Annotated in this window: 27 protein-coding genes; 9 read left to right on the forward strand and 18 right to left on the reverse strand. The window is 55.8% G+C overall.

The window, feature by feature from the left end; all coding sequences use genetic code 11:
* Positions 1–3: 3 nt before the first annotated feature.
* The 5 genes from IPM59_11360 to IPM59_11380 all read right to left on the reverse strand — a co-directional run bounded on the left by IPM59_11360 (position 4) and on the right by IPM59_11380 (position 6,140).
* Positions 4–855 (reverse strand): hypothetical protein, encoded by an 852-nt coding sequence (locus tag IPM59_11360; GenBank protein ID MBK9216173.1) that lies wholly within the window; start codon positions 853–855, stop codon positions 4–6.
* Positions 856–949: 94 nt separating this feature from the next.
* Positions 950–1,264, reverse strand: a complete 315-nt coding sequence (locus tag IPM59_11365; GenBank protein ID MBK9216174.1) for a hypothetical protein — start codon at positions 1,262–1,264, stop codon at positions 950–952.
* 66 nt (positions 1,265–1,330) lie between these two features.
* Positions 1,331–1,810: a transcriptional repressor gene (locus IPM59_11370; protein ID MBK9216175.1), complete on the reverse strand. Its 480-nt coding sequence runs from the start codon at positions 1,808–1,810 to the stop codon at positions 1,331–1,333.
* Positions 1,811–1,869: 59 nt separating this feature from the next.
* On the reverse strand, positions 1,870–2,721 hold the full coding sequence (locus tag IPM59_11375) for a DUF2520 domain-containing protein (protein ID MBK9216176.1): 852 nt from the start codon (positions 2,719–2,721) through the stop codon (positions 1,870–1,872).
* 41 nt (positions 2,722–2,762) lie between these two features.
* Positions 2,763–6,140 (reverse strand): hypothetical protein, encoded by a 3,378-nt coding sequence (locus tag IPM59_11380; protein MBK9216177.1) that lies wholly within the window; start codon positions 6,138–6,140, stop codon positions 2,763–2,765.
* Between the two features lie 224 nt (positions 6,141–6,364).
* Here IPM59_11380 and IPM59_11385 point away from each other — a divergent pair, with 224 nt between their 5' ends.
* The gene (locus IPM59_11385) at positions 6,365–7,519 is read left to right on the forward strand and encodes a M48 family metalloprotease (protein MBK9216178.1); all 1,155 of its coding nucleotides are present in this window, start codon (positions 6,365–6,367) and stop codon (positions 7,517–7,519) included.
* Between the two features lie 176 nt (positions 7,520–7,695).
* Here IPM59_11385 and bamD read toward each other — a convergent pair whose 3' ends face one another.
* The 13 genes from bamD to IPM59_11450 all read right to left on the reverse strand — a co-directional run bounded on the left by bamD (position 7,696) and on the right by IPM59_11450 (position 19,888).
* A complete protein-coding gene (bamD, locus tag IPM59_11390; protein ID MBK9216179.1) occupies positions 7,696–9,204 on the reverse strand; it encodes an outer membrane protein assembly factor BamD in 1,509 nt (502 codons plus the stop codon).
* A 14-nt stretch (positions 9,205–9,218) separates the two neighbouring features.
* Positions 9,219–9,881 (reverse strand): ribulose-phosphate 3-epimerase, encoded by a 663-nt coding sequence (gene rpe, locus IPM59_11395; GenBank protein MBK9216180.1) that lies wholly within the window; start codon positions 9,879–9,881, stop codon positions 9,219–9,221.
* Positions 9,882–9,938: 57 nt separating this feature from the next.
* Positions 9,939–10,562: a PASTA domain-containing protein gene (locus IPM59_11400; GenBank protein ID MBK9216181.1), complete on the reverse strand. Its 624-nt coding sequence runs from the start codon at positions 10,560–10,562 to the stop codon at positions 9,939–9,941.
* A gap of 67 nt (positions 10,563–10,629) precedes the next feature.
* On the reverse strand, positions 10,630–11,919 hold the full coding sequence (gene rsmB / locus IPM59_11405) for a 16S rRNA (cytosine(967)-C(5))-methyltransferase RsmB (protein MBK9216182.1): 1,290 nt from the start codon (positions 11,917–11,919) through the stop codon (positions 10,630–10,632).
* Positions 11,916–12,677, reverse strand: a complete 762-nt coding sequence (locus IPM59_11410; GenBank protein MBK9216183.1) for a hypothetical protein — start codon at positions 12,675–12,677, stop codon at positions 11,916–11,918. The genes rsmB and IPM59_11410 overlap by 4 nt, the downstream gene beginning before the upstream one ends.
* A 5-nt stretch (positions 12,678–12,682) precedes the next feature.
* On the reverse strand, positions 12,683–13,606 hold the full coding sequence (locus IPM59_11415) for a methionyl-tRNA formyltransferase (GenBank protein MBK9216184.1): 924 nt from the start codon (positions 13,604–13,606) through the stop codon (positions 12,683–12,685).
* A gap of 22 nt (positions 13,607–13,628) precedes the next feature.
* Positions 13,629–15,251, reverse strand: a complete 1,623-nt coding sequence (locus tag IPM59_11420) for an alkaline phosphatase (GenBank protein MBK9216185.1) — start codon at positions 15,249–15,251, stop codon at positions 13,629–13,631.
* A 77-nt stretch (positions 15,252–15,328) separates the two neighbouring features.
* Positions 15,329–16,234 (reverse strand): hypothetical protein, encoded by a 906-nt coding sequence (locus IPM59_11425; protein ID MBK9216186.1) that lies wholly within the window; start codon positions 16,232–16,234, stop codon positions 15,329–15,331.
* A 7-nt stretch (positions 16,235–16,241) separates the two neighbouring features.
* Positions 16,242–17,813, reverse strand: coding sequence for an L-glutamate gamma-semialdehyde dehydrogenase (pruA, locus tag IPM59_11430; protein ID MBK9216187.1), 1,572 nt, complete (start codon positions 17,811–17,813; stop codon positions 16,242–16,244).
* A gap of 4 nt (positions 17,814–17,817) precedes the next feature.
* Positions 17,818–18,522, reverse strand: a complete 705-nt coding sequence (locus IPM59_11435) for a hypothetical protein (GenBank protein ID MBK9216188.1) — start codon at positions 18,520–18,522, stop codon at positions 17,818–17,820.
* A 72-nt stretch (positions 18,523–18,594) separates the two neighbouring features.
* The gene (locus IPM59_11440) at positions 18,595–18,819 is read right to left on the reverse strand and encodes a hypothetical protein (protein MBK9216189.1); all 225 of its coding nucleotides are present in this window, start codon (positions 18,817–18,819) and stop codon (positions 18,595–18,597) included.
* A gap of 1 nt (position 18,820) precedes the next feature.
* Complete coding sequence (def, locus tag IPM59_11445) at positions 18,821–19,345, reverse strand: peptide deformylase (GenBank protein MBK9216190.1); 525 nt, start codon at positions 19,343–19,345, stop codon at positions 18,821–18,823.
* 72 nt (positions 19,346–19,417) lie between these two features.
* Positions 19,418–19,888, reverse strand: coding sequence for a heme-binding domain-containing protein (locus tag IPM59_11450; protein ID MBK9216191.1), 471 nt, complete (start codon positions 19,886–19,888; stop codon positions 19,418–19,420).
* Positions 19,889–20,013: 125 nt separating this feature from the next.
* Here IPM59_11450 and IPM59_11455 point away from each other — a divergent pair, with 125 nt between their 5' ends.
* From IPM59_11455 to IPM59_11490, 8 genes are all read left to right on the forward strand, one after another.
* Positions 20,014–20,847 carry a sterol desaturase family protein gene (locus tag IPM59_11455; protein ID MBK9216192.1) on the forward strand — a complete coding sequence of 278 codons (834 nt, stop codon included), beginning with the start codon at positions 20,014–20,016 and terminating at the stop codon, positions 20,845–20,847.
* Entirely contained in the window at positions 20,837–21,565 is a 729-nt protein-coding gene (locus IPM59_11460) for a hypothetical protein (GenBank protein ID MBK9216193.1), read from the forward strand. The genes IPM59_11455 and IPM59_11460 overlap by 11 nt, the downstream gene beginning before the upstream one ends.
* A gap of 15 nt (positions 21,566–21,580) precedes the next feature.
* A complete protein-coding gene (locus tag IPM59_11465) occupies positions 21,581–21,982 on the forward strand; it encodes a cobalamin B12-binding domain-containing protein (protein MBK9216194.1) in 402 nt (133 codons plus the stop codon).
* Positions 21,983–21,988: 6 nt separating this feature from the next.
* Positions 21,989–23,452 (forward strand): DUF1446 domain-containing protein, encoded by a 1,464-nt coding sequence (locus IPM59_11470; protein ID MBK9216195.1) that lies wholly within the window; start codon positions 21,989–21,991, stop codon positions 23,450–23,452.
* A gap of 126 nt (positions 23,453–23,578) precedes the next feature.
* On the forward strand, positions 23,579–23,869 hold the full coding sequence (locus tag IPM59_11475; GenBank protein MBK9216196.1) for a type II toxin-antitoxin system RelE/ParE family toxin: 291 nt from the start codon (positions 23,579–23,581) through the stop codon (positions 23,867–23,869).
* A gap of 2 nt (positions 23,870–23,871) precedes the next feature.
* Positions 23,872–24,165 (forward strand): putative addiction module antidote protein, encoded by a 294-nt coding sequence (locus IPM59_11480; protein MBK9216197.1) that lies wholly within the window; start codon positions 23,872–23,874, stop codon positions 24,163–24,165.
* Positions 24,149–24,343 (forward strand): hypothetical protein, encoded by a 195-nt coding sequence (locus IPM59_11485; GenBank protein MBK9216198.1) that lies wholly within the window; start codon positions 24,149–24,151, stop codon positions 24,341–24,343. Before IPM59_11480 ends, IPM59_11485 begins: the two co-directional genes overlap by 17 nt.
* Positions 24,344–24,348: 5 nt before the next feature.
* Positions 24,349–26,175: a hypothetical protein gene (locus IPM59_11490; protein MBK9216199.1), complete on the forward strand. Its 1,827-nt coding sequence runs from the start codon at positions 24,349–24,351 to the stop codon at positions 26,173–26,175.
* Positions 26,176–26,295 lie beyond the last annotated feature (120 nt).

Below are 26,295 nucleotides of genomic sequence, written 5' to 3' on the forward strand. Positions count from 1 at the left end.
GCGTTATCTCGCTTGTTCGTCGTAGATATCGCGAAGGACCTCGGAGATGGTCTTGCGTTCAGCGGCGGTTGACGAACGGCGGCGCGCGGTCGTTGAGCGCTCTTCCTCGGACTTGAACGAGACGACTCTCGACGGAATCCGGTCGCTGCCGCTCCCGGTTCTGAGTTGAGTCTCGTCATCGGTGGTCTCCTCAACGGCAGAAACGGCCTTTTTGACGGCGTGATCCGTTGATGCGTCGATCTGTGGCCCCTTTGCACCAGCGGCGACCGAGCGGCTGAGATCGAGCATCCGGGCTCCGCGGTTTTTGCGGAGGCGTTCGAGAGATCGAATGGCGGACGATGTTTGCGGCGATTCTGCAGGAGATCGTTCTATCTTGCGAAGCAGCCGGACGTAATCGCGAAGCTCGGGTGTTGGAAAGACTATCGCTGTCTCGTCAGACGTGCCTCCCTCAAGGGCCTCGGCCAGGTGCTTGATGGCGAGGGTGTGATCGTCGATCCGCTGATAAAGTGCGCCGAGAGCGAACTGCACGAGCGGCGGCACGGTCGGCATCGAACGCACGATCGATTCGCCGCGTTCGATCGTCTCCTTTATCTCAAACCCGAACCAGCGGCGCCCGTCGTCGCGTAGGATCTCGTTTGCCAGCAGGTAGAACTCAAATATCGGCCGCGATTCAAGCCGGAGGCCGCCTGTGATCGCCTTCCATACAAAATAGGCAAGGGCACCAAAGAATGCGAGGATGAAAACCGGAAATCCTACCACATACAGCATCAGGGCAATGACGCCAAATGCCAACACGTACTGAGCTCTATCTCTTAATACCGTCGATCCTCGTTTTTCGAGACTCGTCTTTTTCACATTCTTCTCAGCGCTTTTCTCTTGGCTTTTCTGCGTTCTCTGCTTTGAACGATAGCGCCCGGTAGAGGCTGAGATCTAGCAGAGGCCGCAGGTGCTAGCTCGGTTTCTTTTTCCCGCGTGGCGGCGAACGCTTGGCAGTGCCGGCCGGCTTTCGTGCCTCCGTCTTTGCTCCGCTGCCGTTCTTCTTACAGTCAGCAGACGCTTTCTTTACTTCCGCTTCGATCTTCGCGCTCAGGTCCTGGATCGCCTCGCCGGCTTTCTCAACGGCCTTCATCGAAGAATCGGCCACGAATTTCAAAGCCTCGCCGATCGTTGTAGCTTCCATGCGAAAGAGATTCGCAAACTTATCTTCAAGCGGCAACGCATTAAACTCGTCCTGCAGGCGACTCTTGGTCTTGCTCTCGCTCATAGTAACTGCTCCCGCGGCCTCTTTCAGGCCTCACTTGGACTACGCAGGCAACTCGGGAAATGTTCCTCAATGGATCGCGGTTCGCACTCGGACGCGCGGCTGTGCCCCCGGCGGCGCGGCCGGCATCTCGTCGGCACGCTCATGGCAGTCCGAGCACAAACCCCACATACGCAAGCTGTGATGTGTAGGCCGAAAGCCAAACTTGTCCGCCATCTCGTCCTGCAACGATTCGATATCGGGCGAAAAGAACTCGATAACGCGCCCGCATGCCGTGCAGATCATGTGGTCGTGATGCTCATGGTCGTAGAGGTGTTCGTAGTATGTCTTCCCATCGCCAAACCGAACCTCGCTCGCCAGGCCCGCCTCCGTCAGCACCTTCAGCGTGCGGTAAATAGTGGTCAGCCCAATAGAATCGTCCTGCTTGTGAACGAGCCCGTAAAGGTCCTCGCTGGTGAGATGGCCTTCGGTACTCAGAAAGGTCTCCAGTATCAGATCACGCTGGTTCGTACGCCTCAGCCCCTCCGACTGAATATGCTGATAAAAAATGGCCTTTTCGGCCGCAAACTTTTCCTTTCTTGTGCCCAATTGTCGCTCCCAGCCCGATATTACCACTTCAATTTCGATTTAGCTACGGCCACTTTCGTGCGGAGCGAATCGATGCGAGCAGGGCTGACACCCTGTTTTGTAGCCAGTTCGAGCGACCGTTCCCCAAGCAAGAGATATATCTCGAGCAATTCATCGTCACCGACTGCGTTGAGTGCACTTAGGTGATGCGTAAACGTCTCTATATCGGCGCGTGCAAAGGTCCCGGTCAATGCAGCGGCGGTCGATTGCTCGCCAACATTCTGAACCGTGCTCAGGAGCAATGGATAGAGGATCTTCTTGGAGTCTTCGGCCGAGAGCCCGCATTTGGTCATCATCTCGACCGCGGCGTCAAAAAGCGCAACAAAATGGCCGCATGCAGTAACGGCAGCGGCGTGATACAGCGTCTTAAACTGCGTGTCGATGGTAAACGGCCGGCCGCCGAGGTCGTTGACGATCTTTCGGGCCATCTCAACGGCTCTTTTGTCACCCTCGACGCAAAAATAGGCGCCGCGGAATCGTTCGGGACCGAGTTCGGGGCTGCTTATCGAGACGAGCGGATGCATCGATCCGACGGGACAGCCTCGCTCCGCCAATGGGCCAAGGATCGACGAAGGATACGCGCCGCTGGTGTGCAAGACGACGGGGGCACCCACAACGAGCGGAGCGATTGATTTGGCTGCATTTGCGATCTCGCTGTCCTGAGTAGTGACAAGGATAACATCGGAATCGATCCGCTCGATAAGGTCGATGGTGCTAACCCGTCCGGCCCCGGCCTTCCCGATGAGGTGCCGGACGTCATACTTGGCGGTGCGAAGCGAGAGATCCAGAGCTCCGCCGACGCGGCCGATGCCTACGATCGATACTGTCACCATATCGATACAATATAGTGCAAAGTGGTCCGCCCTTGAAACCGCTAATTGATGGTTAGAATGTTTTCTTCGATCAATTCGTCAGTTTCCGACGCAGACGTACCACCGAGCAAGTCTGCGGCTCGTCGGAGTAGCAGGATGTCCGAGTGCGAGAGTTCCGCGGAGCCGAGCGATGAGGTCTCGACGCTGATGCGGTCAACGAGATATCCGGCATCAGAAACCGCCTCCGCGACGTCGGCTCTGGCATCCATAAGACGGCCTACAAAATCCGACAGCGACGAAAACAAAGCGGTTTCCACAGTCTCCTGTGAAGCGGCATCTTCAGTTTCGGCCCTAAATCCGCAATGACACACAGGACTCACTTCCAGCACGGCCGCCACATCCTCCTCGCAGGGTGGGCGACGCAGTTGCCGTAGCGTTTCCTTGATCTCATTAGCGCGGCGGGCATCGAACCACGGCAGGCAGGCGACTGACTCAAACATTCCAAATGCGTCCGAGGCCAACACAGACCGAGCGGCATCCGATCGCGCGGCAGAGTTCGCGTTACTATGTTTAAGTATGTAATGGTCTGCGTAAGCTGATCTAAAGGCTCGCCACCGCTCATCTTCATCAATACCCGGCTCTTGCTTTAGGACAAGAGAGCGAGCCTCTTCAACTACCGGATCGTCGGTCATATCGGCGAGGGCAAGATACGCCAGCCTGGCCCGTGCCTCGCGCCTCTGGGCGATCAGAGCTGCAAGATCCCGCATCTCAGCCTTTCGGGCCTCGAAATTACTCTCCGAATCAGAAAAGAGGTCTGCTATTCGCTTCAGGCAGTCTTCCACGTGGCGTTCGTCACGAGCAGGGTCGGCGATAACCTCCGCCATCGGGCTCAGCGAGCGTCGGAGATTCGTGCCAAGACGCCAGAGCCGTGTATTCAGACTCTGATCGTCCAACGCACCGAGATCCTGCAGGATGCTGGACGCTCGCCAGCCCTCGAGCCATGCCGTGAGTGAATCATTGATCAGTTCCCTGTCAACCGCTCGATCGACGGATTTCAATGCAGTATTGCCAGTGATCAGTCGTGCCCAGGCTAAAAGCCGCTCTGGCGAGTAGCGACACTCGTCCGGCAACGCGATCCCGGCTATGTCATCCCATACGATCTGCAGATCTAGCGAGCGATGATTGATGCGATCGCCTGTCGTGGTCACAAATTCGAATTGACCCTGCGCCACCAATGCCGCAAGGACAAGCTGCTGCGTGTCTCGCGAAAGCCCGTAGGGGCCGCTGCGAAGGCTGCTGCCCGCGGCATCAACCGGAATCACATCCCGCCCTTTCGCAGCCGCGACCTCAAGCAGCGGCTGCAACATCTCGAGGCCCATTAGAACCCCCGCTGACGCAGCGACAACCATCGTCTCTGCCTGGACGGCAAGGCCGAGCGGTACCGCAAAGGCCGCGGCCGCACGCTGGACTGACTCGCCGGTCGTATCGATCCCACTAAAGAAGCTGCCGATCAAAAGGGACGATGCCGTCGGAGTGAGCGGCGAGGTGAACATCGGATGGGCCGGAAACGCGGCTTCTAACGAAGGAGCCAGTACCATGGTCAGAAGATGCGAGATGGTATAGGCCGTTCTTGTTTCCTCCGACAGGGTCGTCGCACCCATCGGTGTCAGCACCTGAGCGTCATCGAGGAACAGTCGCTGCCAGACCTTTTCGACCATGATCGAATGCAAGTGTGCGGCCGTTGACCACGTCGCAGGGTTCGATTCCCGCAAGCTGGCATCTGTCTGGAGCAAATGATGTCGGCGTAGGACTGCAGTCTCTTCCGGCGTAGGTAAAGCTGTTAGCCAAACGTAGCTGTCCGAGCCCGGGTCACCGTCGGACGGCTCCTCGCCACCTTCTTGCACGATCAATAGTCGAAAGTCCGAGCCCCGATGCGGCTGGGTCTCGTTCGCCATGCCCCAAAATATCTCGCCGCGCCGAACTGCTCCTCGCCATTCAACATTGCAGGGCGTCGGACTCGTCCCAAACTGGTCTGAGATCTCGAGGTCCGAAAATTTCTCCGCAGTCTGCCTAAGCAGTACCTGCCAGATCGCGCGCTCATCGACTGTACTCTCCAACTCCGATAATCTGGAGTGCAGCAGGTCCTTTTCATCAAGCCTAAAACTGAACTTGAGCGCGGTCGCCGCCCCTGCGACACAACTTACGGCCTCCGGCAACGCCTCAGCGAATCGCTGAAGAATTGCCTCAACATCCCCTTTCGACGATTCATCGTCGGGCAGGATCATCATTGACGCCGAGATATCCGCAGCCGTTGCTCCTTGTCCATTAAGCGACAAGATGAACAGGCCCTTTAGGGCGAGTTTGGCAACGTGACGCTGCTTGACCGGTAGGGTCGCAATAGCCTCTCTCTCGATCCTGTCGTAGGCAGCAAAAACCGATTCTAGTTCCGATGATCTCCTCAGCTTTGACTCTACGCTGTCAAATAGCTCGTCCAGGCCGATCAGCGAATTCGCTGGGCGGCCGAGGACCTTTGCACCGCTTTCTGAAGCGAACCCGAGCAAGGCGAAATCATGGACGAACAATCGGATCAACGGAGCGATCTCGAGCGCCTCAGGATGCAGCGGATACAACGCCGTAAAGCGTTGCTCGCTCCATCTGAAGCCGGGCACACGGCTACGATAGTCCTCATAGATCTCGTGAAGGACCGGCAGCTTCTGCGTGCGTTTCGCGAAAATATGATTGTCAACGATCTTGTATAAATGCTCCAGATCGAGATAGTCGATCGTAAAGTTCGCAACGATCGAGGCATTCGCACCGTCTGCACCTGAAATGTCATCATCGAGAGCGACGCCGACAAACAGGCCCATTGCTCTCGCCCCCATTGCGATCTCGCTCAGCACGGGGCCATCGTCCCGGCTCACCCTTGCCTCTCGGTCGAGGGCAGTGTCAAACAACAGAAGCGGAGCCTCGCCACCACGCTCAAAGATGGTAAGCAGCAGGTCGTTGACCGAGTCGCTGAGTTCCGATAGCGGCCGCTCGAGGACATCCGCCGTCGCCTGCTTCAACTCGGCAACGAGCGTCGGTGCTGAACCCCGCCGAACCACAAAGACCTTACTCGGTCTTCGGGCCAGGTGCTCTGCGGCCGTCTTCACGTGCGGGTCCGAGATCTCATTGCGCAGTGCGGGGTCACCGACGACCGCAGCGATGACTGCGAGAAAATGACTCTTACCGACGCCGCGCAGGCCCGCGATCGCGAGGGTCTGCCCATCTCCGGGCCTAACGCCGGCAATCCCGTCGAGCCATTTGGCCATCAGGCCCGCCGTGATCTCCGTGAATCGATAGGCCTCGACTGTTCTGCGCGGTTCGGCCCCAAAGTCGCTTATCTGGGCAAAAGAACGGACCTCGACTATATCTTTGACCTTTTCTGAAACGCGTTTCATTGAGTAGTTGACTGTTGTCAGGACGAGGCGTGGTGCTAACGCACACCGGCTATATTTTAACAAGTTTTGGCACTCGTGTGAATACCAAATGATGCGTGCCCGACGCCTTCCGACATTCTCGCAACTATTTGGCCCGCTAGCGCATCAAATCCTGCGTTGAAACACAGTCCGGACACGGGATACAATCCTCACGGCGGCAAGCACGTGTTTACGGAGGCAAGCTAATGTTCAAGAATCTAATTACCTCGGCAGCCATCATCAGTCTTTGGCTTTGCTCGATCGCGGTCGTCCCGGTTAAGGCTCAGGATGACAAGAAGGCGGCGAAGAAGGCGGCGAAGAATATGGAAAAAAGCGTTCCGAAACCGGAACCGACGCCAACCGGCCCGGCTCCGCTCAGCGTAAAGGAGGATCCGGCCCAGATCGGCAAACGCAACATAAACGGCGGCTCTGGCGATAAGTTCTTCGGCTGGCTGGGCGGCTCAAAGGAGAAGGAGATGCAGATCGGGCGTCAACTCGCAATGGAGGTCGAGCAGCAGGCCAAGATCGTCACCGACCCGATGATCACGGAGTATGTTAATCGCGTAGGTCAGAATGTCGTCCTTCACTCTGACGCTAAGATCCCGTTCACGATCAAGGTGATCGACAGCGACGAGGTGAACGCGTTCGCACTGCCCGGTGGTTTCTTTTTTGTCAACAAGGGTCTCCTCCTGGCAGCGGACAATGAGGCCGAACTCGCAGGCGTCATGGCCCATGAGATCGCACACGTCGCAGCCCGCCATGCGATGGAAAATCAGGGCAAAGGGGCCCTGATCCAGTACGGCATGCTCGCTGGAATACTCTTCGGCGGGGGGATCGCGAGCACTGTCCTCCAGAATGCTGGCGGCCTCACGCAGGCGCTCGCCTTCTTCAAGTTCAGCCGACAGTCAGAAGGTGAGGCTGATCGCTTGGGCGTCCAGTACCTCTATTCCGCGGGCTATGATCCAAACGGAATGTCCACAATGTTTGAAAAACTCGCCTCGCTGAATCGAAAGAAACCCGGCAAACTGGCCAGGATGTTCTCCTCTCATCCGCAATCCGTCGATCGCCGCGACGAAAGTGTGGCGCTCGTCGCTCGGTTCCCCGAAAAAGAGGAGTATCTCATCAGCACATCGGAGTTTAATCGCGTTAAGAACTACCTAATGAAGATCACGAACGCCAAGGCGGGGATAACGTCCGATTATGATGAGACCGACGACAGCCGGCCGACACTAAAGAAACGTCAACCCGATTCACCCGATGCATCGGACAGCAGCAGCTCAAGCTCATCGTCAAACGACGGCCCACCAAAGCTAAAGAAGCGTGACGCTGAGCCACAACCCTCGCCATCACCAGAGAACTGACCAATTAACAGCAGTAACGATCGAAAAAGGCGGCCTCAGAAGCCGCCTTTTCGACCTCGATCACGCCATTCGCGGTCATACCGGCAAGCTGGCCGCCTCGCAACCCTCTGCTTCGCCGCTCCGTACCGACGACGATTGGGGCCCGCCATCTGAACAGCCGAATGGGCCGCAATGTGTCAGCGCTGCTCTGGCTCCGACGGTGTCGGTTTGGGCTGCGTCGGCGACTGACGCTGGGATATTACTGTAGTCAAGGCCTGTGGTATCTGGTTAACGAGAATGTCGCCCTGGTTCTCGATGACCTGGTCAATGAGTTCGAATTTCTCCGGATCAAAATCCTTGGTCATGAGCACGCCGTCCTTGTCTATCGTCATCGGATAGATACCAAAGAACTGGTTTTTTAGGTTCCCAAGGAACGACACGTTCTCCACCGGAATAACACTCGTTCGAGTTGGGTCCGGTTCCGGAATTGACGCACCTATCAGTTCAAGTTGCTCCTTTGATCGGGCAACGTAATCGCTATTTGGATACTCGCTAACGACTCGTTGAAAGTATCTCGCGGCCTGGTCGGTCTCCTCTTCTATCAGGTAAGTCACCCCGAGCTTATACAGGACCTCGTCCATATGGCTGAAATTGGGATACTTGTCGATGATCTCCCGGAAACGCGACTGTGAACCCTTTAGGCCGCCCTTTTTCTGATCAACCGACAGAGTGTAGTAGTAATTTGCAACAAGCAGATTGTGCATCCCGAGATTGTCCTGAACTTCGCGCAGGCGCTGTGCCGCGTCATTCTTGATCACCGAGTCAGGATACTGCTGCAACAATGCCTTAAGCTTCGTCTCGGCCCGCTTTGCGCGGGTTGCGTCGCGATCGGGCAGGCCCATCTGCCGCATCTCCGATTCGGCGATCTTGAGCACTACTCTGTCTGAAAGTGGATGTGTCGGAAAGAATGTCAGCCAGTCCTGATACGCCCCGGCCGCCTGGATCAGGGCACTCGTCGATCCCTCAAGATAAAAGGAATCTCCTACGGCCAGCTTGGACATAGGCAGGTAAGGCGAGTCCGGATAGGTTGTGATGATGGTCTGGAAAAGCAGCCGGCCGACATCGTAGTTACCTTTGCGTATCTCTCGTGTTGCGACCACGAAGAGCTCTCGGTCACGTCCCGGAGCAACCGTGCCCAGCAGTTCGTCGTATTCGTCATCACCGCCTCGCCCAAATATGCCCAAGAATTTCTTTTTCTTTTTCTTCTCTCGTGGACGGCCCTCCGTCGAGACCGGCGTCGCACGGGCAGAAGCTGTCTCAAGCTGGGCCTTTTCGACACGCGCCTGTAGGTCGGTCACTGCTTGTTCGAGATCATTGACATCGCTGCGCTCATACTTGTCGCCCCTGTCAACTTTGCCCTTCAGGCTATTCACGTCGGACTGTAGCCGCGAGGCCTCCCGCTCAAGCGACGTTAAGCGGCCAAGCGGCGTATCGGCCTTTTTTGCGTCATCCTTCTTCGACTTATCGCCCTTGTTGTCCGCTTCAAGGGCAGATGCCGCGCCAGACAACGATCGACGCATAGTGCTCAGTTTGTCGTGCATGACGTCCAATCGCTGCGAGTCGCTTGCTTGCGCCGCTACGACGCCTGCGAGGCCAAAGATCACAACAAAAGACACCAACGCTATTCGAAACAAAGAAAATGACATACCAATACTTAGGTTCAAACCCAAACTGTTCCTTTCTCGATCAGATCGCCAACCGCATGTCGCGCATCTTCGCCACCAAAAACCGCCGATCCGGCAACGATTATCTCGGCCCCGGCGGCCACAATGCCTCTTATATTCGAGTCGTCAATGCCGCCGTCGATCTCGATCCTTGCATTCAGGCTGCGTTCGTCGATCATTCCCCGGAGACGCCTGAGCTTGTCAAGCATCGTCGGGATGAACTTCTGCCCGCCAAATCCTGGATTGACAGACATCAGCAACACAAAATCCGCGTAAGGCAGGGCCTCGGTCAACATCTCATTCGGCGTCGCCGGATTGATGGCGATACCTGCTTGCCCACCGGCGTCCCGGATAGCCGTGAGTGTCCTCTGCAGGTGCGGATCCGCCTCGACGTGGACCGACACCATGTTCGCCCCTACCTTCACAAACTCCACCGCATATCGGCCGGGTTCCGAGATCATCAAGTGAGTGTCGATGATCATATCCGTAACCTTTCGGATCGACTGGACCACGGGCAGGCCTATCGTAATATTCGGCACGAAATGGCCGTCCATTACGTCGACGTGGAGTATTGTCGCCCCGCCATCGCGAACGGCCTCGATCTCGTCCGCCAGCCGCGTAAAATCCGAGGAAAGGATGGACGGAGCTATTTCAAACATTCCTATGATCGTCTATTTGGTTGCAGATCCAACAAGTTACGTTGCACGGCCCTGTCGCTATTGGCCGGGACGTTTATCGCTCCTTGTCGGCGGATTTGGTGCCCGAGGCGACGATGGCTGAGCATTCCGGTTCGGCTTCTCCGGCGTATTAGCTCCGGGCTCCTTCGGCTTTGAGTTGGACGGAGGCGAGTCCGAGTTTGTGTCCGAATCTGTCTCGCCCGCCCCGTTCACATCGCGAGCCGTATCCGCCTTTTTCTTATTCGAATTCGAGTTTGTCTTTGACTTCTTTGGCTTCTCCGTGATCATCTCCTCGATCTTTTCCGAATCGTCCTCTTCGCTCGAGTCCTTCAGACTTGGCGGCAGGCCACCCTCGCCTGGCCCTTTGCTAGTAACCACGAGGATAAGCTGACCCGTCTTTACGGTCTCGCCCGGCTTAGGAAGCTGCTCGATCACAGTGCCCGGCGTTTCCTGGCTAAATCGGTCCGCACGTTTCTTGATCTTTAGGCCGAGAGCCGCAAGTTCCGTTTCGCCTGCCTTGAGGTCCTTGCCGGTTATCTCGGGCACCTGAACCTCTTTGCCCTGAAGCGACATATAGACCACGCCTGACATACCGAACAGGAAGGCCCCTGCCAGGATGACTACCGTCGCTAATCTACCTAATGCGGATCCGCGTGATGCCATTCGAAACGAACCTCAAACTAAATCGAAAGTCTACCATTTTCACCGTCGGCAAGGAACTTCACTATCGCTATTGAGCGATACGCTGAAACGCGGCAATAAAGAATCCATCCATGCCGTCACGATGCGGCCACGTTCGGGCATAGCCCTCGGCTGTAATGAATCGTGACGGAACATCTGGGCCGATCCGGGCAAAGTGTCCCTCGGCGTCGCCAAAGCTCCCCGCAACACTCTCATTCTCGTCCCGTTCGAGCGAACAGGTCGAGTAAACGAGAAGACCGCCTGAACTCACTAGTTTTGATGCATTCACGAGGATCCGAAGTTGTTTCGCGGACAGTTCGGCAAGGTCCGTTTGTGTGGCGGCATAACGTATTTCCGGGTTTCGCCTGATCGTGCCCGTTCCAGAACATGGTGCGTCGACGAGCACTGTACCGAATGAACCGTCGCTGAACGGAAGGCCCGACTCCGCGTTATATTGGACGACGGACACACGATCGCATCCCTGGCGGGCCAGATTCGCCTTAAGAAACTCAACACGGGATCGATGCAGATCGCCCGCGGTGATCATGACGTTCGTAGCGTTCGCAGCGATGAGGCCGGTCTTACCTCCGGGGGCCGCACAGACGTCAAGAAAGCGGCCCCGAGGCGGCACCTCAACAGAATGAGCTACCATCTGCGACGCTTCATCCTGGAAATAGACCGAGCCCTGCAAAGACATCTCACGAAGTTCCGGCGAGATCTTATCCGCAAGCAGGCACCCGTTCACATACTCTGAGGGACGCGTGGCTCCGGCTATCGAATTCACATCGAAGTCTCTACCGATATGGCGGAATGCAACCGTCTGCGGATAATTATTCGCTGCCGCGATCGCCGCAGCCTCGATCTCTCCAAACTGATCGACCCAGCGCTGAACAAGCCAGCGTGGATGGGACGTTTCGACGACTATGCGGTCGATCTCGTCTCTCGGCTGCACCGACGGTGACTCGGTCACGGCACGGCGAAGTACGGCATTTACCAGCCCTTTGGCTGACATCTTTTTCGCACGCCCGACAAGGTCGACGCTTTCGCTGACCGCAGCGTGCGGCGGGACCTTATCCAGGAAACGGAGTTGATACAGCCCAAGCCTCAAGGCGAGCCGCACAGCTAAGTCGAGTTTCTTATTCCCCGTGAGCAGGTCGATCGCCCTATCCAGCCAAATCTGTCGCCGCAGGACCCCCAACACGAGTTCATGGCAGAGACCTCGGTCCGAGGGTGACAGCTTGGCCTCGTATTCCGGCAGCAGGACCGATGAATAGGCTGCCTCAGTCTCGATCCGTTTAAGGATATCGAAAGCCGAATAGCGTGCAGGCGAGATACTCATCTAGCCGCCTTTCGCCGCTGCGAATGATCCGGTTGACGGCCCTTCTGAAGAGAGCCGTCCACCGAGATGCGTTCGTCAAAGACAAAGCATTCGCCGCGCCAAAGCGATTCTTCGGGCGAAACTATTTCGAGATACTTGAGAATGCCCCCTTCGAGTTGATAGACCTCATCGAAACCGAGCTGCTTCATATACGGTGCGAACTTCTCACACCTGATACCGCCGGTGCAGAACATCGCGATGCGTTTGTGCCGTTCGGGATCGAGATTGTCCGCGACATACTGCGGAAGTTCGCTAAACTTTGCGGTGTCGGGATTTACAGCCCCTTCAAACGTACCTGTGGCGTATTCATACCGGTTTCGCGCGTCGAGAACCACCGTGTCAGGGGCTGAGATGAGGGCGTTCCAGTCCTCAGGCGAGATGTGCGTCCCAATGCCCAGAGAAATATCGACAGGCCGCTTGAGCGTCACGATCTCCGGCTTGATCTTGATGTCGATCCTCCGGAACGGAGCCGAATCGTAAAATGAGGATTTGAATGTGATGTCCGTCTTTAGGGCATCTCCGGCACGTCGGACAAAGGCCTTGATATCCTCCGGTCGGCCACAGACCATGCCGTTATAGCCCTCGTCCGCCAGTATTACTGTGCCGCGAACGTCGAGTTCAAGGAACAACTTGCGCAATTCGTCCCTAAGGTCGGCCAAAAGCCCAACAGACGCCATGGGCTTGAACTCGTAGAAGGCTATTATTTCGACCTGTTCCATCAATGCTATCCAAAAATCTCGCCAACCTCAGCCTTGGCCCCATTCAAAAAGTCCCGAGCTGACATCCGACGCTTGCCTTCGGGCTGGATTTCGACCAACCGCAGTGAGGAGCCATGGCCGCAGGAGACGGTCAACTTATCGCCCGCCGCCTCGATCACCTCTCCCGGCCTGCCTGACTGCTCGCCAGCGTGTCTTGCTTTCCAGACAGTCAGGCGGCCTCCACGATGTGTCGTGTAGGCGGTCGGAAAAGGCTGAAAGCCGCGAACGCGGTTTGCGATCTGCACCGCGGTCATCGACCAGTCGATCAAGCCGTCGCTTTTCTTCATGAGCGGGGCGAGCGATGCGGCGGCATCGTCCTGAGTGACCTGTTCGAGATCATCGATCCGTTCGAGCGTTTCTGACAGGAGATCTGCCCCGAGATGTGCAAGGCGTTCCATCAGTTCCACGCCGGTTTCGTCGTCACCGATCGCCGCCGATCGCTGCAGCAATATCGGCCCTGTGTCGAGTCCCGTATCCATCTTCATGGTAGTGACGCCGGTCTCCTTCTCGCCATTGACAATAGCCCAATTTACGGGTGCCGCACCGCGATATTTTGGCAGAAGCGAGAAGTGGAGGTTCACGGCGCCATACCTGAACGCTTTCAGGAAAGCTTCGGGCAAGATCCGGCCATAAGCAACCACGACAACCACATCAGCCGCATGCGAGCAAAATCTCTCGGAAACTTCGTCCGTTTTGATCTGCAGCGGCTGATAGACATCAATACCGTGCTCGAGCGAAAACATCTTGACGGGCGACTGTGCGACCTTGTTGCCACGCCCCGCGGGTTTGTCAGGCTGTGTATAGGCGGCAACAATCTCGTGGCCGTCTGCCAATAGACGCTGCAGCGACACTACCGCCGGGGCCGGCGTCCCCATAAAAACAACTTTCATCCGGCTTCAGACCGCCTCATATTCATCTCCGTCGTGCCAACCGAAGAGCGTCAGCCATCACATAGAATATCCAATTCTGCTCCATGGAACCGCGGATAAGATGAGCGTTGACGCCCGCCGCAAAGATCGTGACATCCTCACCACTATGCGACTCGCTGACCTTTGGGATCATCGCCTCCTGAAGATAATCTGGGGCGTAAACATCGACATTTGAAAGGTCCCAGCGGCCGTCCAGATATGGCTTGAACGTCTTCGGCTCACTGCAACATCGTTTTGGCCCTTCCGGCTGGTCGTTGGAGGCACCCGCATAGCCGCGTCCATTTACGTAACCGAGCGTCGTAAATGGCAGCCCGAGCAAGTCCTTTGCGTAGCCTGGTCGTAGATTGCCCTTGCCGTCATTCTCGCGAACAAGGCCGAGAATATTATTGCCGCGAACCGGATATCCCTGGATAAAAAGTGTATGACTGTGGTCGGCCGTCACGATAATGAGCGTTTCGTCGAGATCGACCATCTCCTTAGCTGCCCGGATAGCGTTTGAGAACTCTACCGTCTCGCTGAGGGCCCGATAGGCGTTGCCGTTGTGGTTCGAGTGGTCAATACGGCCCCCCTCGACCATCAGGACGTAGCCCTTCTTGTTTCGCGAGAGGATCTCTATCGATTTACGGGTCATTTCGGTAAGAGACGGTTCTCCGGCCCTGTCATTGCCTCGATCGTGCTCAAACTGCATATGCGAACGCTCAAACAGGCCGAGGAGGTGCTTCGTCCGTTTCGTGTCGATCCGGTCGAATTCCTGCTTGTTCCACACGTATGCTGAATCGCCGTATCTACTCAGCCATTCTTTTGTGAGATCGCGCTTATCGAGTCGCTCGCCTCGCCGCACATCGTATTCAGGGTCGGCGGCCTCGGCAGGCAAGAATTTCGTCCTGCCACCGCCCATTGCTACCTCGAGGCCATCGCCGTATGGGAATTCGATCAATTGCCTTGCAATGTCCGGGAATCCGGCGGCGTGGGCGTCCTTATTCCGCTTGAGGATGTCCTCGTCAGATTCCCAGTTGCGCTCGGCCGTGTGGGCGTAGCATGCCGCCGGAGTCGCGTGGGTCAGCCTTGCTGTCGTAACGACACCCGTCGAGCGTCCCGATTCCTCGGCGTACTCGAGCAGTGTCTTGGCCTCGTTGCCCTTTACCGTCCGATAGTCGCCCTGAACGACGTTCTGATCGACGGAGATAACGCTCTCATCGGTTTTAACGCCCGTGATGATCGCGCTCATCGTCGAGGCAGAGTCAGATACCTGCTGATTCACGCTATAGGTCCGCGAAAGGGCCGCAAACGGGAACTCTTCAAAGCTCAGGCGGTTCTCCTCTCCGCTTTCACCGCGTCGTTGCCCTTCGAAGATCCTTGACGCCGCAATGGTTGAGTTGCTCATCCCATCCCCGAGAAACAGGATCACGTTCTTTGCCTTACCCGAACGGACCTTCTGTCTTTTCGCCAGCTCGACGGCATTCCAGCCGTCGGTTCGCCACATGTCCGGATTCTCAATGCGGGTCACGGGGAAAGGCGGATGGACGACTTGGGAAAAGACTGAAAGTACAAGAGTTAAGGATAATATGACAGCAACTGCCCTTCTAAGAAAACTTCTCCTGGTCATAGAAAAAAGTGCTAGGTCCTGAGTAAGAACTTAGCACTTCGAGTTAGCAAATCGAAATTACGACGACTACGGCCGCCTCAGTAGCCGCAATGATAGTTTGATGTCGTGTAGGATTGCTCCCATTTGCCGCCGGACTTGCGATAGGCGTTGAAACCGGCACCCTCGAACGATTGAATATAAGTGAACACCTCGCTGGTTCCGTCACCGTCATAGTCAAACGCATCCAAGAGCAACTCGTGATAGACGCCTTCGTCAACACTCTTGATATCACCACTCATCACGTTCGCTTGATCGATCGAACGGTACTCCTTGTAGCCGAGCGCATACTTACTGTTACTGCCTTTTGAGGCGATAAAGAAGAGCAGCCCTCGGGTCAGTCGGTCGATCTCGACCCAGTACGAACCGACGATCTCGGCCTTTCCGTCGCGGTCAAGGTCGAGCGCCGTGAGATTCTGATAGCGCAGCGTCCCCGGCGTCAGTTTCTGTCTCATGAACTCAGCCTTTACAAGGGCGTCGATCTCGTCCTTTTCGGCGGCGGTGGGTCGGCGACGGTAGCTCGCAGATGCGGTCTTGATCGGAGCATTGGTGGCTATTCCCATAACGAGTCCCTGCAGGGGTGTCTTGCTTGCCCTAGTCGTGACCGTCGCCATGTTTCGCGAACATTCGGCCTTTGCATCGGACGACTTGACCGTCACGTTACCCGCATTCGCTCCGCCAAATATCAGCTTATAGATCGTCCCGGGCTTGTAGTAAGCTCTGTTAAACGCCGTAATGAGCGTCTGGTCGTCGCTCCCGTTGACCGTCTCGGCAAGCTTGCCCTTATTGATGTAAGCGATCGGCTCGAGCGTTTTACCGTCATTGAGTACCGCGAAAATGATCGGCTTCGGCGGCTTTGAGACCGCCCGCTGGGCCGCGACCGCCACCGAAAACCCAAGCACGAACATTGTGACGATGGTAACCCTGACGAATAGATGTTTTGTCATTTTCTCCTCAGATCTTCTGCGATATCGATTTGCCCTGCATAAACTGGAGCAAGTACTCGCGGCCTCCCGCCTTTGAATCCGTTCCGCTCATATTGAATCCGCCGAACGGATGTACGCCTACAAGAGCGCCTGTACATTTTCGGTTGAGATAGAGGTTGCCAACGTGAAATTCGCGTCGCGCCCTTGTCAATCTCTCCTCTGATGCTGAATATACCGCCCCGGTGAGGCCGAACTCAGTACCATTCGCGATCTCAAGCGCGTGATCGTAATCGCGCGCCTTTATCACTGCGAGAACGGGGGCGAATATCTCTTCTTGCTCTATAGTTGCACCGGGCTGGACATTGTCGATGATCGTCGGTTCGATAAAGAAACCGGTCGAATCCTCACCGCTACCGCCCGCGACGATCTCGCCGCCCTCGTCAACGCCCTTCTTAATGTAGCTCAACGTAGTGTCATACGAACGCCGGTTGATGACCGCCGCAACGTTTGTCCCAGCGTCGGTCGGTTGACCAATGTTCAGTGACTTGGTGAGGGCAACGATCTTCGCCATCAATTGATCGTGGACCTTTTCGTCAACAATAAGCCGCGAACATGCCGAACATTTCTGCCCCTGAAATCCAAACGCAGCCTGGACCACGCCGGTCGCCACTGCATCGAGGTCCGTCGCGTCATCGGCGACAACGATCGCGTCCTTGCCGCCCATCTCCGCGACGACCCGCTTTATCCATATCTGGCCATGCCGCGCCTTTGCGGCCTCTTCGTTAATGTGCAGGCCGACGCCTTTAGATCCGGTGAACGAGATGAACCGCGTCTTTGGGTGCGTCACCATCGCTTCGCCGGTCTTTGCGCTGCCGGAGATGAAGTTAACGACCCCTGCCGGAAGGCCAGCCTCCTCGACTATCTCCATGAACTTCGCGGCGATGGTCGGCGAGTCCGACGACGGTTTAAGAACCACCGTATTGCCGGCAGCCACGGCGGCCATCGTCATGCCGCACATGATAGCAAGCGGAAAATTCCATGGCGGAATGATCGCTCCCACGCCGAGCGGGATATACTCAAAACTGTTCGCTTCGCCCGGATATGGCGTAACCGGCTGTTCCTCCGCCCAGCGGACCATCTCGCGCCCGTAGAATTCGCAAAAGTCGATCGCCTCCGCCGTATCGCCGTCGGCCTCGGCCCAGGTCTTTGAAACCTCAAAGATCATCCAGGCGGACAACTCGTGCTTCCGCTCGCGCATAATTGCGGCTATCTTGAAGAGATACTCGGCACGTTCTGCGGCCGGCACGTTTCGCCAGGACTTGAAGGCCTCACTTGCCGTTGCAATCGCTTTCTCGACCAGCGATGTATCGGTGTCACCCTCAGAAAAGACACCTACAGCCTCGGCCTTGTTTGATGGGTTGTTGCTCGTGAACTTTGAATCTAGCGAGAGCTTTTCACCACCGATGATGATCGGATATTCACGGCCGAGCTCGCCACCGACCTTGTCAATCGCCGCCCGCATCGCTTCAGCATTGTCAGGTCGCGAAAAATCGGTAAATGGTTCGTTTCTGAATTCATCCAATGTCTGTTGTGTTTGCATAAGATCAAAAGGTGACGCCGTAGTAGGCCGCGAACGAATTGTTTCCACGGCCCGAATTGCCAAAACTCCAGCCCGTCGTCAGATACTGGCGCTTGGTGATACCAAAGTTGAGACCCGCGGAAGCATAGCCCAAACGGTTCTTACCCGAAAACCAGTCGCCGACAAAACTCACGCGTTTTATGATCGGCTGACTAATCCCGACGAGGGAGCCTGACCTATCACCAAAATCCCGACCGCCGCCAAATACGTGATACACACCGCCGATCAGCGTCATTCCGTTGAGAGCGTTAATGGTCTTGTTCGCAACGCCGTAGACCAAGACTGCGGTCTCGTTGCCGTTTCGGGCACGCAGCGGGACAAATGCGACCGTGCCGCCGGACACCGTCAGACCCAGCTTTTCATTGCGGTAGACATTCTGCTTCCAACTGAACTCGGCTTGGGCGGCCGATTCTTCGCCGTCCCAGGTGTAGTAAAAATTCGAACCCAGCTCAGTGCGGTTGCCGAGACCATATGCTACGCGATAGCCATAGGTTTGATAGCCGCCGTCACTGTATCTTGCAGGCTTGGTAATAAAGTCGCCCTCCAACCCCCAAGACCCCTTCTGCAGCGTGTCGGCGACCGGAATATTGAACAACGTCGTCTGTGCACTGGTGCTGACTGCGGCCAACCAAACTAAGGCTCCGATAAAGAAGGAAGCGCCTCTTAGCATAGCTCTGCTCCTATTGGCACTCTATTTTTCACCATGGCTGCCACCGGGGCTAATGGCGACACTCCGCGAAAGCTACCGATATCGTTGCCGGGCCATCTCGCGTTGTTCCCATTCGTCGAGTATCTCAGGGAAAATAGCCGGGCCGTCTTCCTGCCATGCCACCACAAAGCGCGGCTGCTGCGAATCGCTCAAGTGCTTTACATAACCAAGTATCAGCACCCAGCCTTCGCTCAGATATTTGTTAAGTTCGCCACTCGACGAGAGTTCGGCGGTGAGTTTGGTGTCCTCTAGCTTCAAGTCAATTCCACTTCCCCGTGCTTTGCAGATGTTTGATCTTACGCTTGGCAAACTGCCGTTTGAGGGGCGTCATCCGGTCGAGAAACACAATGCCGTCGCAATGATCCGTTTCATGCAGTATACACCTTGCGGCCAGGTCTTGAACATCTATTTCGACCTGATCGCCATTAATATTCTGGGCCCGCGCGATCACACGCATCTCCCTTTTCACGGTCTGGAACAGGCCCGGGAACGACAAACACCCTTCGTCGCCGGTCTGTTCACCCTCGACGCTGATGATCTCGGGATTTATCAATACATGCCGCTCGCGTGCCCACTCGTCTGTCTCCGGCGTGTCCATCACAAATAGCCGCCGCGAAACCCCAACCTGCGGAGCTGCCAACCCAACGCCGCCCGCATCCGCCATTGTCTCGAACATATCCTCGATCAATGTTGCGAGATCGCCGTCAAAATTACCGTCGTCGACAGGCCTTGCGACCGACAACAAAACGGGCTCGGGATAGTGGACTATCGGGAGCAAAGGCATCTGATTATTTTACTTCTCTTCCCTCTGTTTCCGAAGTCTGGTGGTGCCGCCGAAGGCAAAGGCACTCGACGATTAATTCTCGGAAGCTAACCTAGTACGCTCGACATTCGTCCAATCGCAGAGCGTGTTCTTATCATTCTCGCTAAGCACGGCATCACCATGAGTCCAGAGATATGAAGGCAGCGGCATGTTGGCCGCACGAACCTCTTCGCATATCTCTTCCAGCTTCTTCGCTTTCTTCTTTGCCGAATAGGTATTGAACTGGCTGAAATTGAGTTCATCCCGTCCCTCATTGATATGGTCTTTTAGCCACCATGCGACAGGCTGGATGTTGGAATACCAGGGGTAGACAGTCTTGTGGGAATGACAATCGTTGCATGACCGGCCCATTATCAATGCAACGTCCGGAGGCACCGAAAGGGCAGCCTCGATCGTCTCGTCCTCAACGATTGGCGGGTTTGCCTTATCGATTCGGAAAAATTGAATGATCACGAAGGCTGCGATCAAAACAAGCGCGAGTATCTTAAGTATTTTCTTTATCATCGCATATCCCTTGCAAACACGGTCTTGAGCACGATGCTACTATAACCGGCTTCGGGCATAAAATGAGACCGTCGAAAATGCCGGTTCGCTTGAACACCGCGGCAGAATTCGCTTAATGTAACGCTATGCTCAAGCCGACGGTGCTTGCTATCCCTATATTCGCATTGCTCATCGCGGCCGAGGCCCTGTTGGCGCATGTTAGACGAACGGATGAATACCGCGACGGCAGGGACGCATGGACGAATATCATCCTCGGCTTTGGCAGCACCGTGTTTGGGGCTCTGTTCGGCCTCGCGACCGGCATTATCTACGTCGTTGCGTATGAGGCCGCTCCGTTCAAGTTCCCTGCTGACGCCTGGTGGGCGTGGATCGTGCTCTTCTTCGTTGACGACCTCGCATATTACATCTTTCACCGCGTAAGCCATGAGTCACGGCTGTTCTGGAACTTTCACGTCGTGCATCATTCGAGCGAAGAGTACAACCTCAGCGTCGCCGTTCGGCAGAGTTGGTTCTCCGGGGTTCTGCATTGGATATTCTATGCCCCGATAATGCTCCTCGGATTTGCCCCATGGATGTTTGCCCTGATGCATGGCTTGAATCTCATCTACCAATTCTGGATCCATACGAAGCTTATCGATAAGCTCGGCCCGCTCGAATGGTTTCTCAATACACCTTCGCACCACCGCGTGCATCATGGCGTGAATAGCCCTTACCTTGACAGGAACTACGCTGGCGTCCTGATCATCTGGGACCGTCTATTCGGCTCGTTTGTGCCTGAGACAGAAGCACCGCGTTACGGCATCATCACGCCGCTCAAAAGCTATAATCCATTGTGGATAAACACACACGGCTGGGTCGAGACGTGGAGAGCGATAAAGCGCCAGCCGACGATTCGCGGTAAACTCAAATGCATATTCGGTTCTCCAAATATGGACATCACACACGTCTATGAAAGTTAAATATATTCTGTTGCTGGTCGTGGCGCTCAGTTTTGTATCGACGGTAACGGCCCAGTCTGTCGTCGTAACACGAAAGAAGGTCACATACACGCGGCCAAAACCGATCACCGACTTCAAGAAGACCTTCGTTGTCAATTATCCGAAGGTCAAGGCGGCGTCGCCGGCCATCTCTCGAAAGATCGAGGCAGCTCTGAGCTATGAGAAGGCATTTGCGATCGACCTAAAGGAAGACATCAACGAGACGCAGTGGCTCGAAGAGGCCGACTACAAGGTTATCTACAACACGAACGGGCTGCTTTGCGTCGAGCTATCGGTGCAGGGCACAGCAGCCTACCCTGGCGGTTCGACGAAGTTTATCGTCGTCGATACACGTAAAGGCACGCGGGTCCTGCCCGGCGAGGTATTCGCCTACATCGACGGCCTTGTCGACATGGTCAAGAAAGCCCAAAAGAAGGAGATCGCTGACGCCATCACAGAGATCAAGAACAACAAGGACTGGGAAGAGCCGGAACCTGAGCACCTGTTTGAGACGGCAGATTTCACGATGGACAACCTCAAGGGCTTCTCCATCGCTGATCGTGGTGTGACCTTTCACTACGACTACGGCTTTCCACACGTTATTGAGGGCATGCAGCCTGACGGCGAGTTCACGTTCACATGGGCGCAGATGAAGCCTTTCGTTCGTGTAAATAGCGTCCTCGGGCGGCTTGTGCGATGATTATCTGAGTAAGATATGAGTGATAGAAAGATCAGGGTCCTAGTTGCAAAACCAGGCCTCGACGGCCATGACCGCGGAGCTAAAGTGATAGCCCGCGCACTGCGCGACGCCGGAATGGAAGTGATCTATACGGGCCTAAGGCAAACGCCTGAAATGATCGCGTCCGCCGCGCTCCAGGAAGACGTCGATGCCGTCGGCATCTCGATCCTCAGCGGAGCGCACAATACGCTTTGCCCGCGCATCGTGGGGCTTCTCAAAGAGAACGGCATGGACGATACGCTCGTGCTGGTCGGTGGCATCGTCCCGCAGGAAGACATTCCCGAGCTGAAAAAGATCGGCGTGTCCGAGGTTTTCCTGCCCGGCACTTCGACTGAGGATATCGTCACGTTCATCAATTCACACGTCCGCGCCGCCTAGTTCCCAATGAAAGATAAAGTCAGAGTTGCCGGAGGCCAGGGTTTTTGGGGCGATCTGCTCACCGCACCGATCGATCAGGTCCGCAAAGGGCCGATCGATTATCTGATGCTCGATTACCTCGCCGAGGTGACGATGTCGATCCTGCAAAAGCAGCGTGCGCGTGATTCCGCCGCCGGATTCGCTCGCGACTTTGTCTCGCTGATGCATGAGATCCTGCCCGACTGTGTCGAAAAGAACATCAAGGTCCTCTCGAATGCCGGCGGCGTCAACGTTGCAGCCTGTGCCGAGGGCATCCGGGCAGCAGCCGTCGAACGCGGCCTGCAAGGCAAGGTAAAGATCGGCGTCGTCACGGGCGATGACGTGCTCGACAAGCTCGATACGTGGCTGGCCGACGGCGTTGAGATCAACTCGATGGACGACGGCACGCCGCTGTCGGCGATCCGCGACAAGGTCCAGTCCGCCAACGTCTACCTCGGTGCCGAAGCCCTCGTCGAAGCTCTTGACCGCGGCGCGAACATCATCGTCGGCGGACGCTTGACGGACACGGGCCTGACGCTCGCGCCGTTGATGCATGAGTTCGGCTGGTCATTTGAAGATTGGGACAAGGTCTCGGCCGGGACGATCGCAGGCCACATAATCGAATGCGGCGCCCAATCGAGCGGCGGCAACTGCCAGTACGATTGGCAGAACATCCCCGACATGGCGAACATCGGCTTCCCCATCATCGAAGCCTCACCAGACGGCACATTCATCGTCACGAAACATTCTGGCACCGGCGGCCGCGTCAATGTCCCGAGCGTCACCGAGCAGCTTCTCTACGAGATGGGCGACCCCAAAGCCTACATCACGCCCGACGTCGTGGCGGATTTCTCGTCGATCAACCTCGAAGCTGCGGGCGAGGATCGCGTCCGCGTCTTCGGCATCAAGGGCAACCCAAAGACCGATTTCTACAAAGTCTCCATCGCCTACTCCGACGGCTTCAAAAGCGTCGGCACCCTAGTCTACGCCTGGCCCGACGCCCTCGAAAAAGCCCAAGCCGCCGACCGCATCCTCCGCGAACGCCTCGAAAACCTCGGCCTCACCTTTGACCTGATCCTAACCGAATTCGTCGGTGTCAACGCAACGCACGGCTCGCTTGGAGCGCGGACACTCCTGTCCGCAACGTCCGACGCTTCGTCGGACGTAAATGGCAGCGAAACCAACCTCGCCGGAGGAACCAGGGATGCGGACAAGAGTGTCCGCACTCCATCCGAGATCCCCGAAGTCCAGCTCCGCATCGCCGTCCGGGGCCAAAACCGTGCCGACGTCGAACGCTTTACCAAAGAGATCGCCCCGCTCATCCTCACCGGCCCGCCCGCCGTAACAGGCTTCGCCGGCGGCCGCCCAAAGGTCGAAGAGATAATGGCCTACTTCCCGGCTTTGATACCAAAAGAACTAATTGCAACGGAGGTTTCCGTAGTTGAAGCCTGATCCCTCATCCCACGGCGTAAGCACTGGCCACGTGTTGCCAGGCCAGAACTCGCTCATCGAAACAAAGGTCGATATTGTCGCGGCATGAAACTATTGTAATTCTGTAGCCAGAGGGATACACTATTGATGATCGAAGTTCGCCAAACCGAAACGTTTTCAAAATGGCTGATGAAACTTCGTGACCTTCGTGCTCGTGCAAGGATTCAGGCTCGCATCGACCGGCTCGAACTAGGAAATGCAGGCGATGTTAAACCCGTTGGCGAAGGCGTTTCGGAAATGAGGATCGACTACGGTCCCGGCTACCGGGTCTATTTCATTCAAAAAGGCTCTGAATCGATCATACTTCTCGCTGGCGGCGATAAGCGTTCGCAATCACGCGATATTCAGAACGCGATCGAGATCGCAAACGAACTATAAAAATGGCTAAGGTAAAGACAACTAAATACGATGTCGCGGAGTATCTAAACACGCCTGAAGAGATGGCCGCGTATCTGGAAGCCTGCATCGAAGAAGCAAACGGCGACGCCGCATTCGTCGCCAAAGCACTCGGCAACATCGCCCGCGCCAAAGGCATGTCCGAGATCGCCCGCGAAACCGGCCTCTCTCGTGAAAGCCTTTATAAATCATTGTCAGGCGAACGCAGCCCGAGCTTCGAAACCGTTTTGAAAGTAGTTAATGCTCTTGGGTTAAAGATCCATGCTGAACCTGCATAAAAGCCGCGTAGCCGCCACAGCCGACACGTCCGCGAAGATCCGCGAAGGCATGATCAAGGTACGCATCCTCGACGGCATCGTCCGCAACGTTTACGCCAACGATCCGGGCAAGCTGGCTGCATGGATTTCAGCAAGCCACGTCGAGAAGGCGCCAAAGAAGCAGACACCAACGCCCTAGGAAACATGATCGATGACGGCCAGAGCAGCTATGTATTACCTTCTCCGCAGCTATTGATACCAGCGGACCCTCAGCCCGTAGGTTTTGAGGACAACCTGCGTAGTCAGGCGGCGAGGATTATTGAGGTTCTGGCGGCATTTGAACTTTATGGTCAGGTTGTCCACATTTCGCCGGGACCAGTGTTCTCGGTGTTCGACTTCAAACCTGAACCGGGCACAACTGCGGCGAGGTTAGCGAAACGTGCGGAGGATATTTCCCTGGCTTTTCACGGTCGATCAGTCCGCGTCACGACAGCAGCGGGCAAGTCGCAAATTTCAATAGAAGTTCAAAACGAGCAACCGGAAATTGTTCGGCTTCGAGAATTGCTTGAATCACGCAGATTCTGCGAGTCGGCGTCACTCTTGACGCTCGCAACGGGACGGACAATAGACGGAAGCAGCTATGTGGTCGATCTGAGTGCTTTGCCACACCTCTTAGTCGGTGGCTCAACAGGCTCCGGCAAATCGAGCAGTCTACACTCGATTATCCTTTCTATCCTTTTCAAGGCACGTCCCGACGAAGTAAAGCTTATCCTAATTGATCCGCGTAGGGTTGAATTGGGTCTATATTCCGACATCCCTCACTTGGCTACTCCAGTGATTGCCGATGCCGCTCGCGCGGCTGTTGCACTCGAATGGGCAGTGGCAGAGGTCAATCGTCGATATAAAGATCTCGCGGGTTATGGGGCCGCAAACATCGCGAATTTCAATCAAGAAGTAGTGCGACGGAACTCCCTGGAACAGTGGGACGACGATGGGAAGCCGCACTTACTCTTGCCGTATCTAGTTATTGTCATCGATGAAATCGGTGAACTTCTAGCTCGCCAAGCTAGTATCAGCGACACACTATCGAATGTGGCTGCTGCAGGGCGGGCCGTCGGTATTCATCTTATAGCGACAACTGGTAGACCATCTTCAGAAGTGATCACCCCAGAAATTAAGGCCAACTTTCCCGCCCGGCTCGCGTTCAGCACCGTCTCACGTTCGGACTCCCGAACAATTATTGACTCTCACGGTGCGGAAGAATTGCTTGGAAATGGCGATGCACTTTTTCTGCCGCCGAAAGCTAAAGAGCTGATTCGTCTACAGGGAACGTACTCGGAGCTAGAAGAAGTAAAACGCGTGGTGGAGTTCGTCAAAGTGCAAGGACGGCCTGATTACGCAAAGTTCAGTACTGACGACGAGGACTCGGACTTGCCTGGGCGTCGAGATCCGCTTTTTGTTGATGCTCTCCGGTGTGCCGTTCAGGCAAAACGTGCCTCAACATCGTTATTCCAGCGCCACCTTCGTATCGGCTACGGTCGGGCGGCCGCAATTCTCGACGCGATGGTGCGCGAAGGCTATGTCGGCGATATGGATGGGACGACGCGAGCGAGGCCGATCCTCCCAAAAGCGTACGAAAACCTGCCGAATCTTGACGAAGACGCGACTAACGAATTTGCGGCGGATCATTCGATAGAACAACCAAATTCAACTCCCGATTCAACGAGTTTTGGAATTGCCGGCGCGATTTCTGTTTTTTTCTTCGTCGTTACGCTGCTATTAGGGGTTATGTCGTGTTCGGGTAAGGACATGTCACCGCTGTTGTGTCTAACACCGGTAACCCTCCTAATCGCGCTGGTTGCAGGTGCAATTGAGGTCGCAGGTGAGACGGGCGGCGGTACAGCGTATCATTACACGCCTCCGACCGGTACGGGTCGTGGTCGGGGTCGTCCCCGAAAGTTATTTGGCAGGTCTCGAAAATCGTCAATTATCAAAATGATCAAAAGAGATATAAGGAAATACGGGGACTGAGGAGGACCGAAGAAGGCCGAATTTCCATTAATTTAACCTGAATGCAACAAAGCCTGATCACAATCGCATACATCGCGATTGAGAGTTTTTTTTAATTGCCACTAGCTTTAGCTACTGGAT

Origin of the sequence: Chloracidobacterium sp. (assembly GCA_016715795.1) — a bacterium.
In the GTDB taxonomy this organism is placed as follows: Bacteria; Acidobacteriota; Blastocatellia; order Pyrinomonadales; family Pyrinomonadaceae; genus OLB17.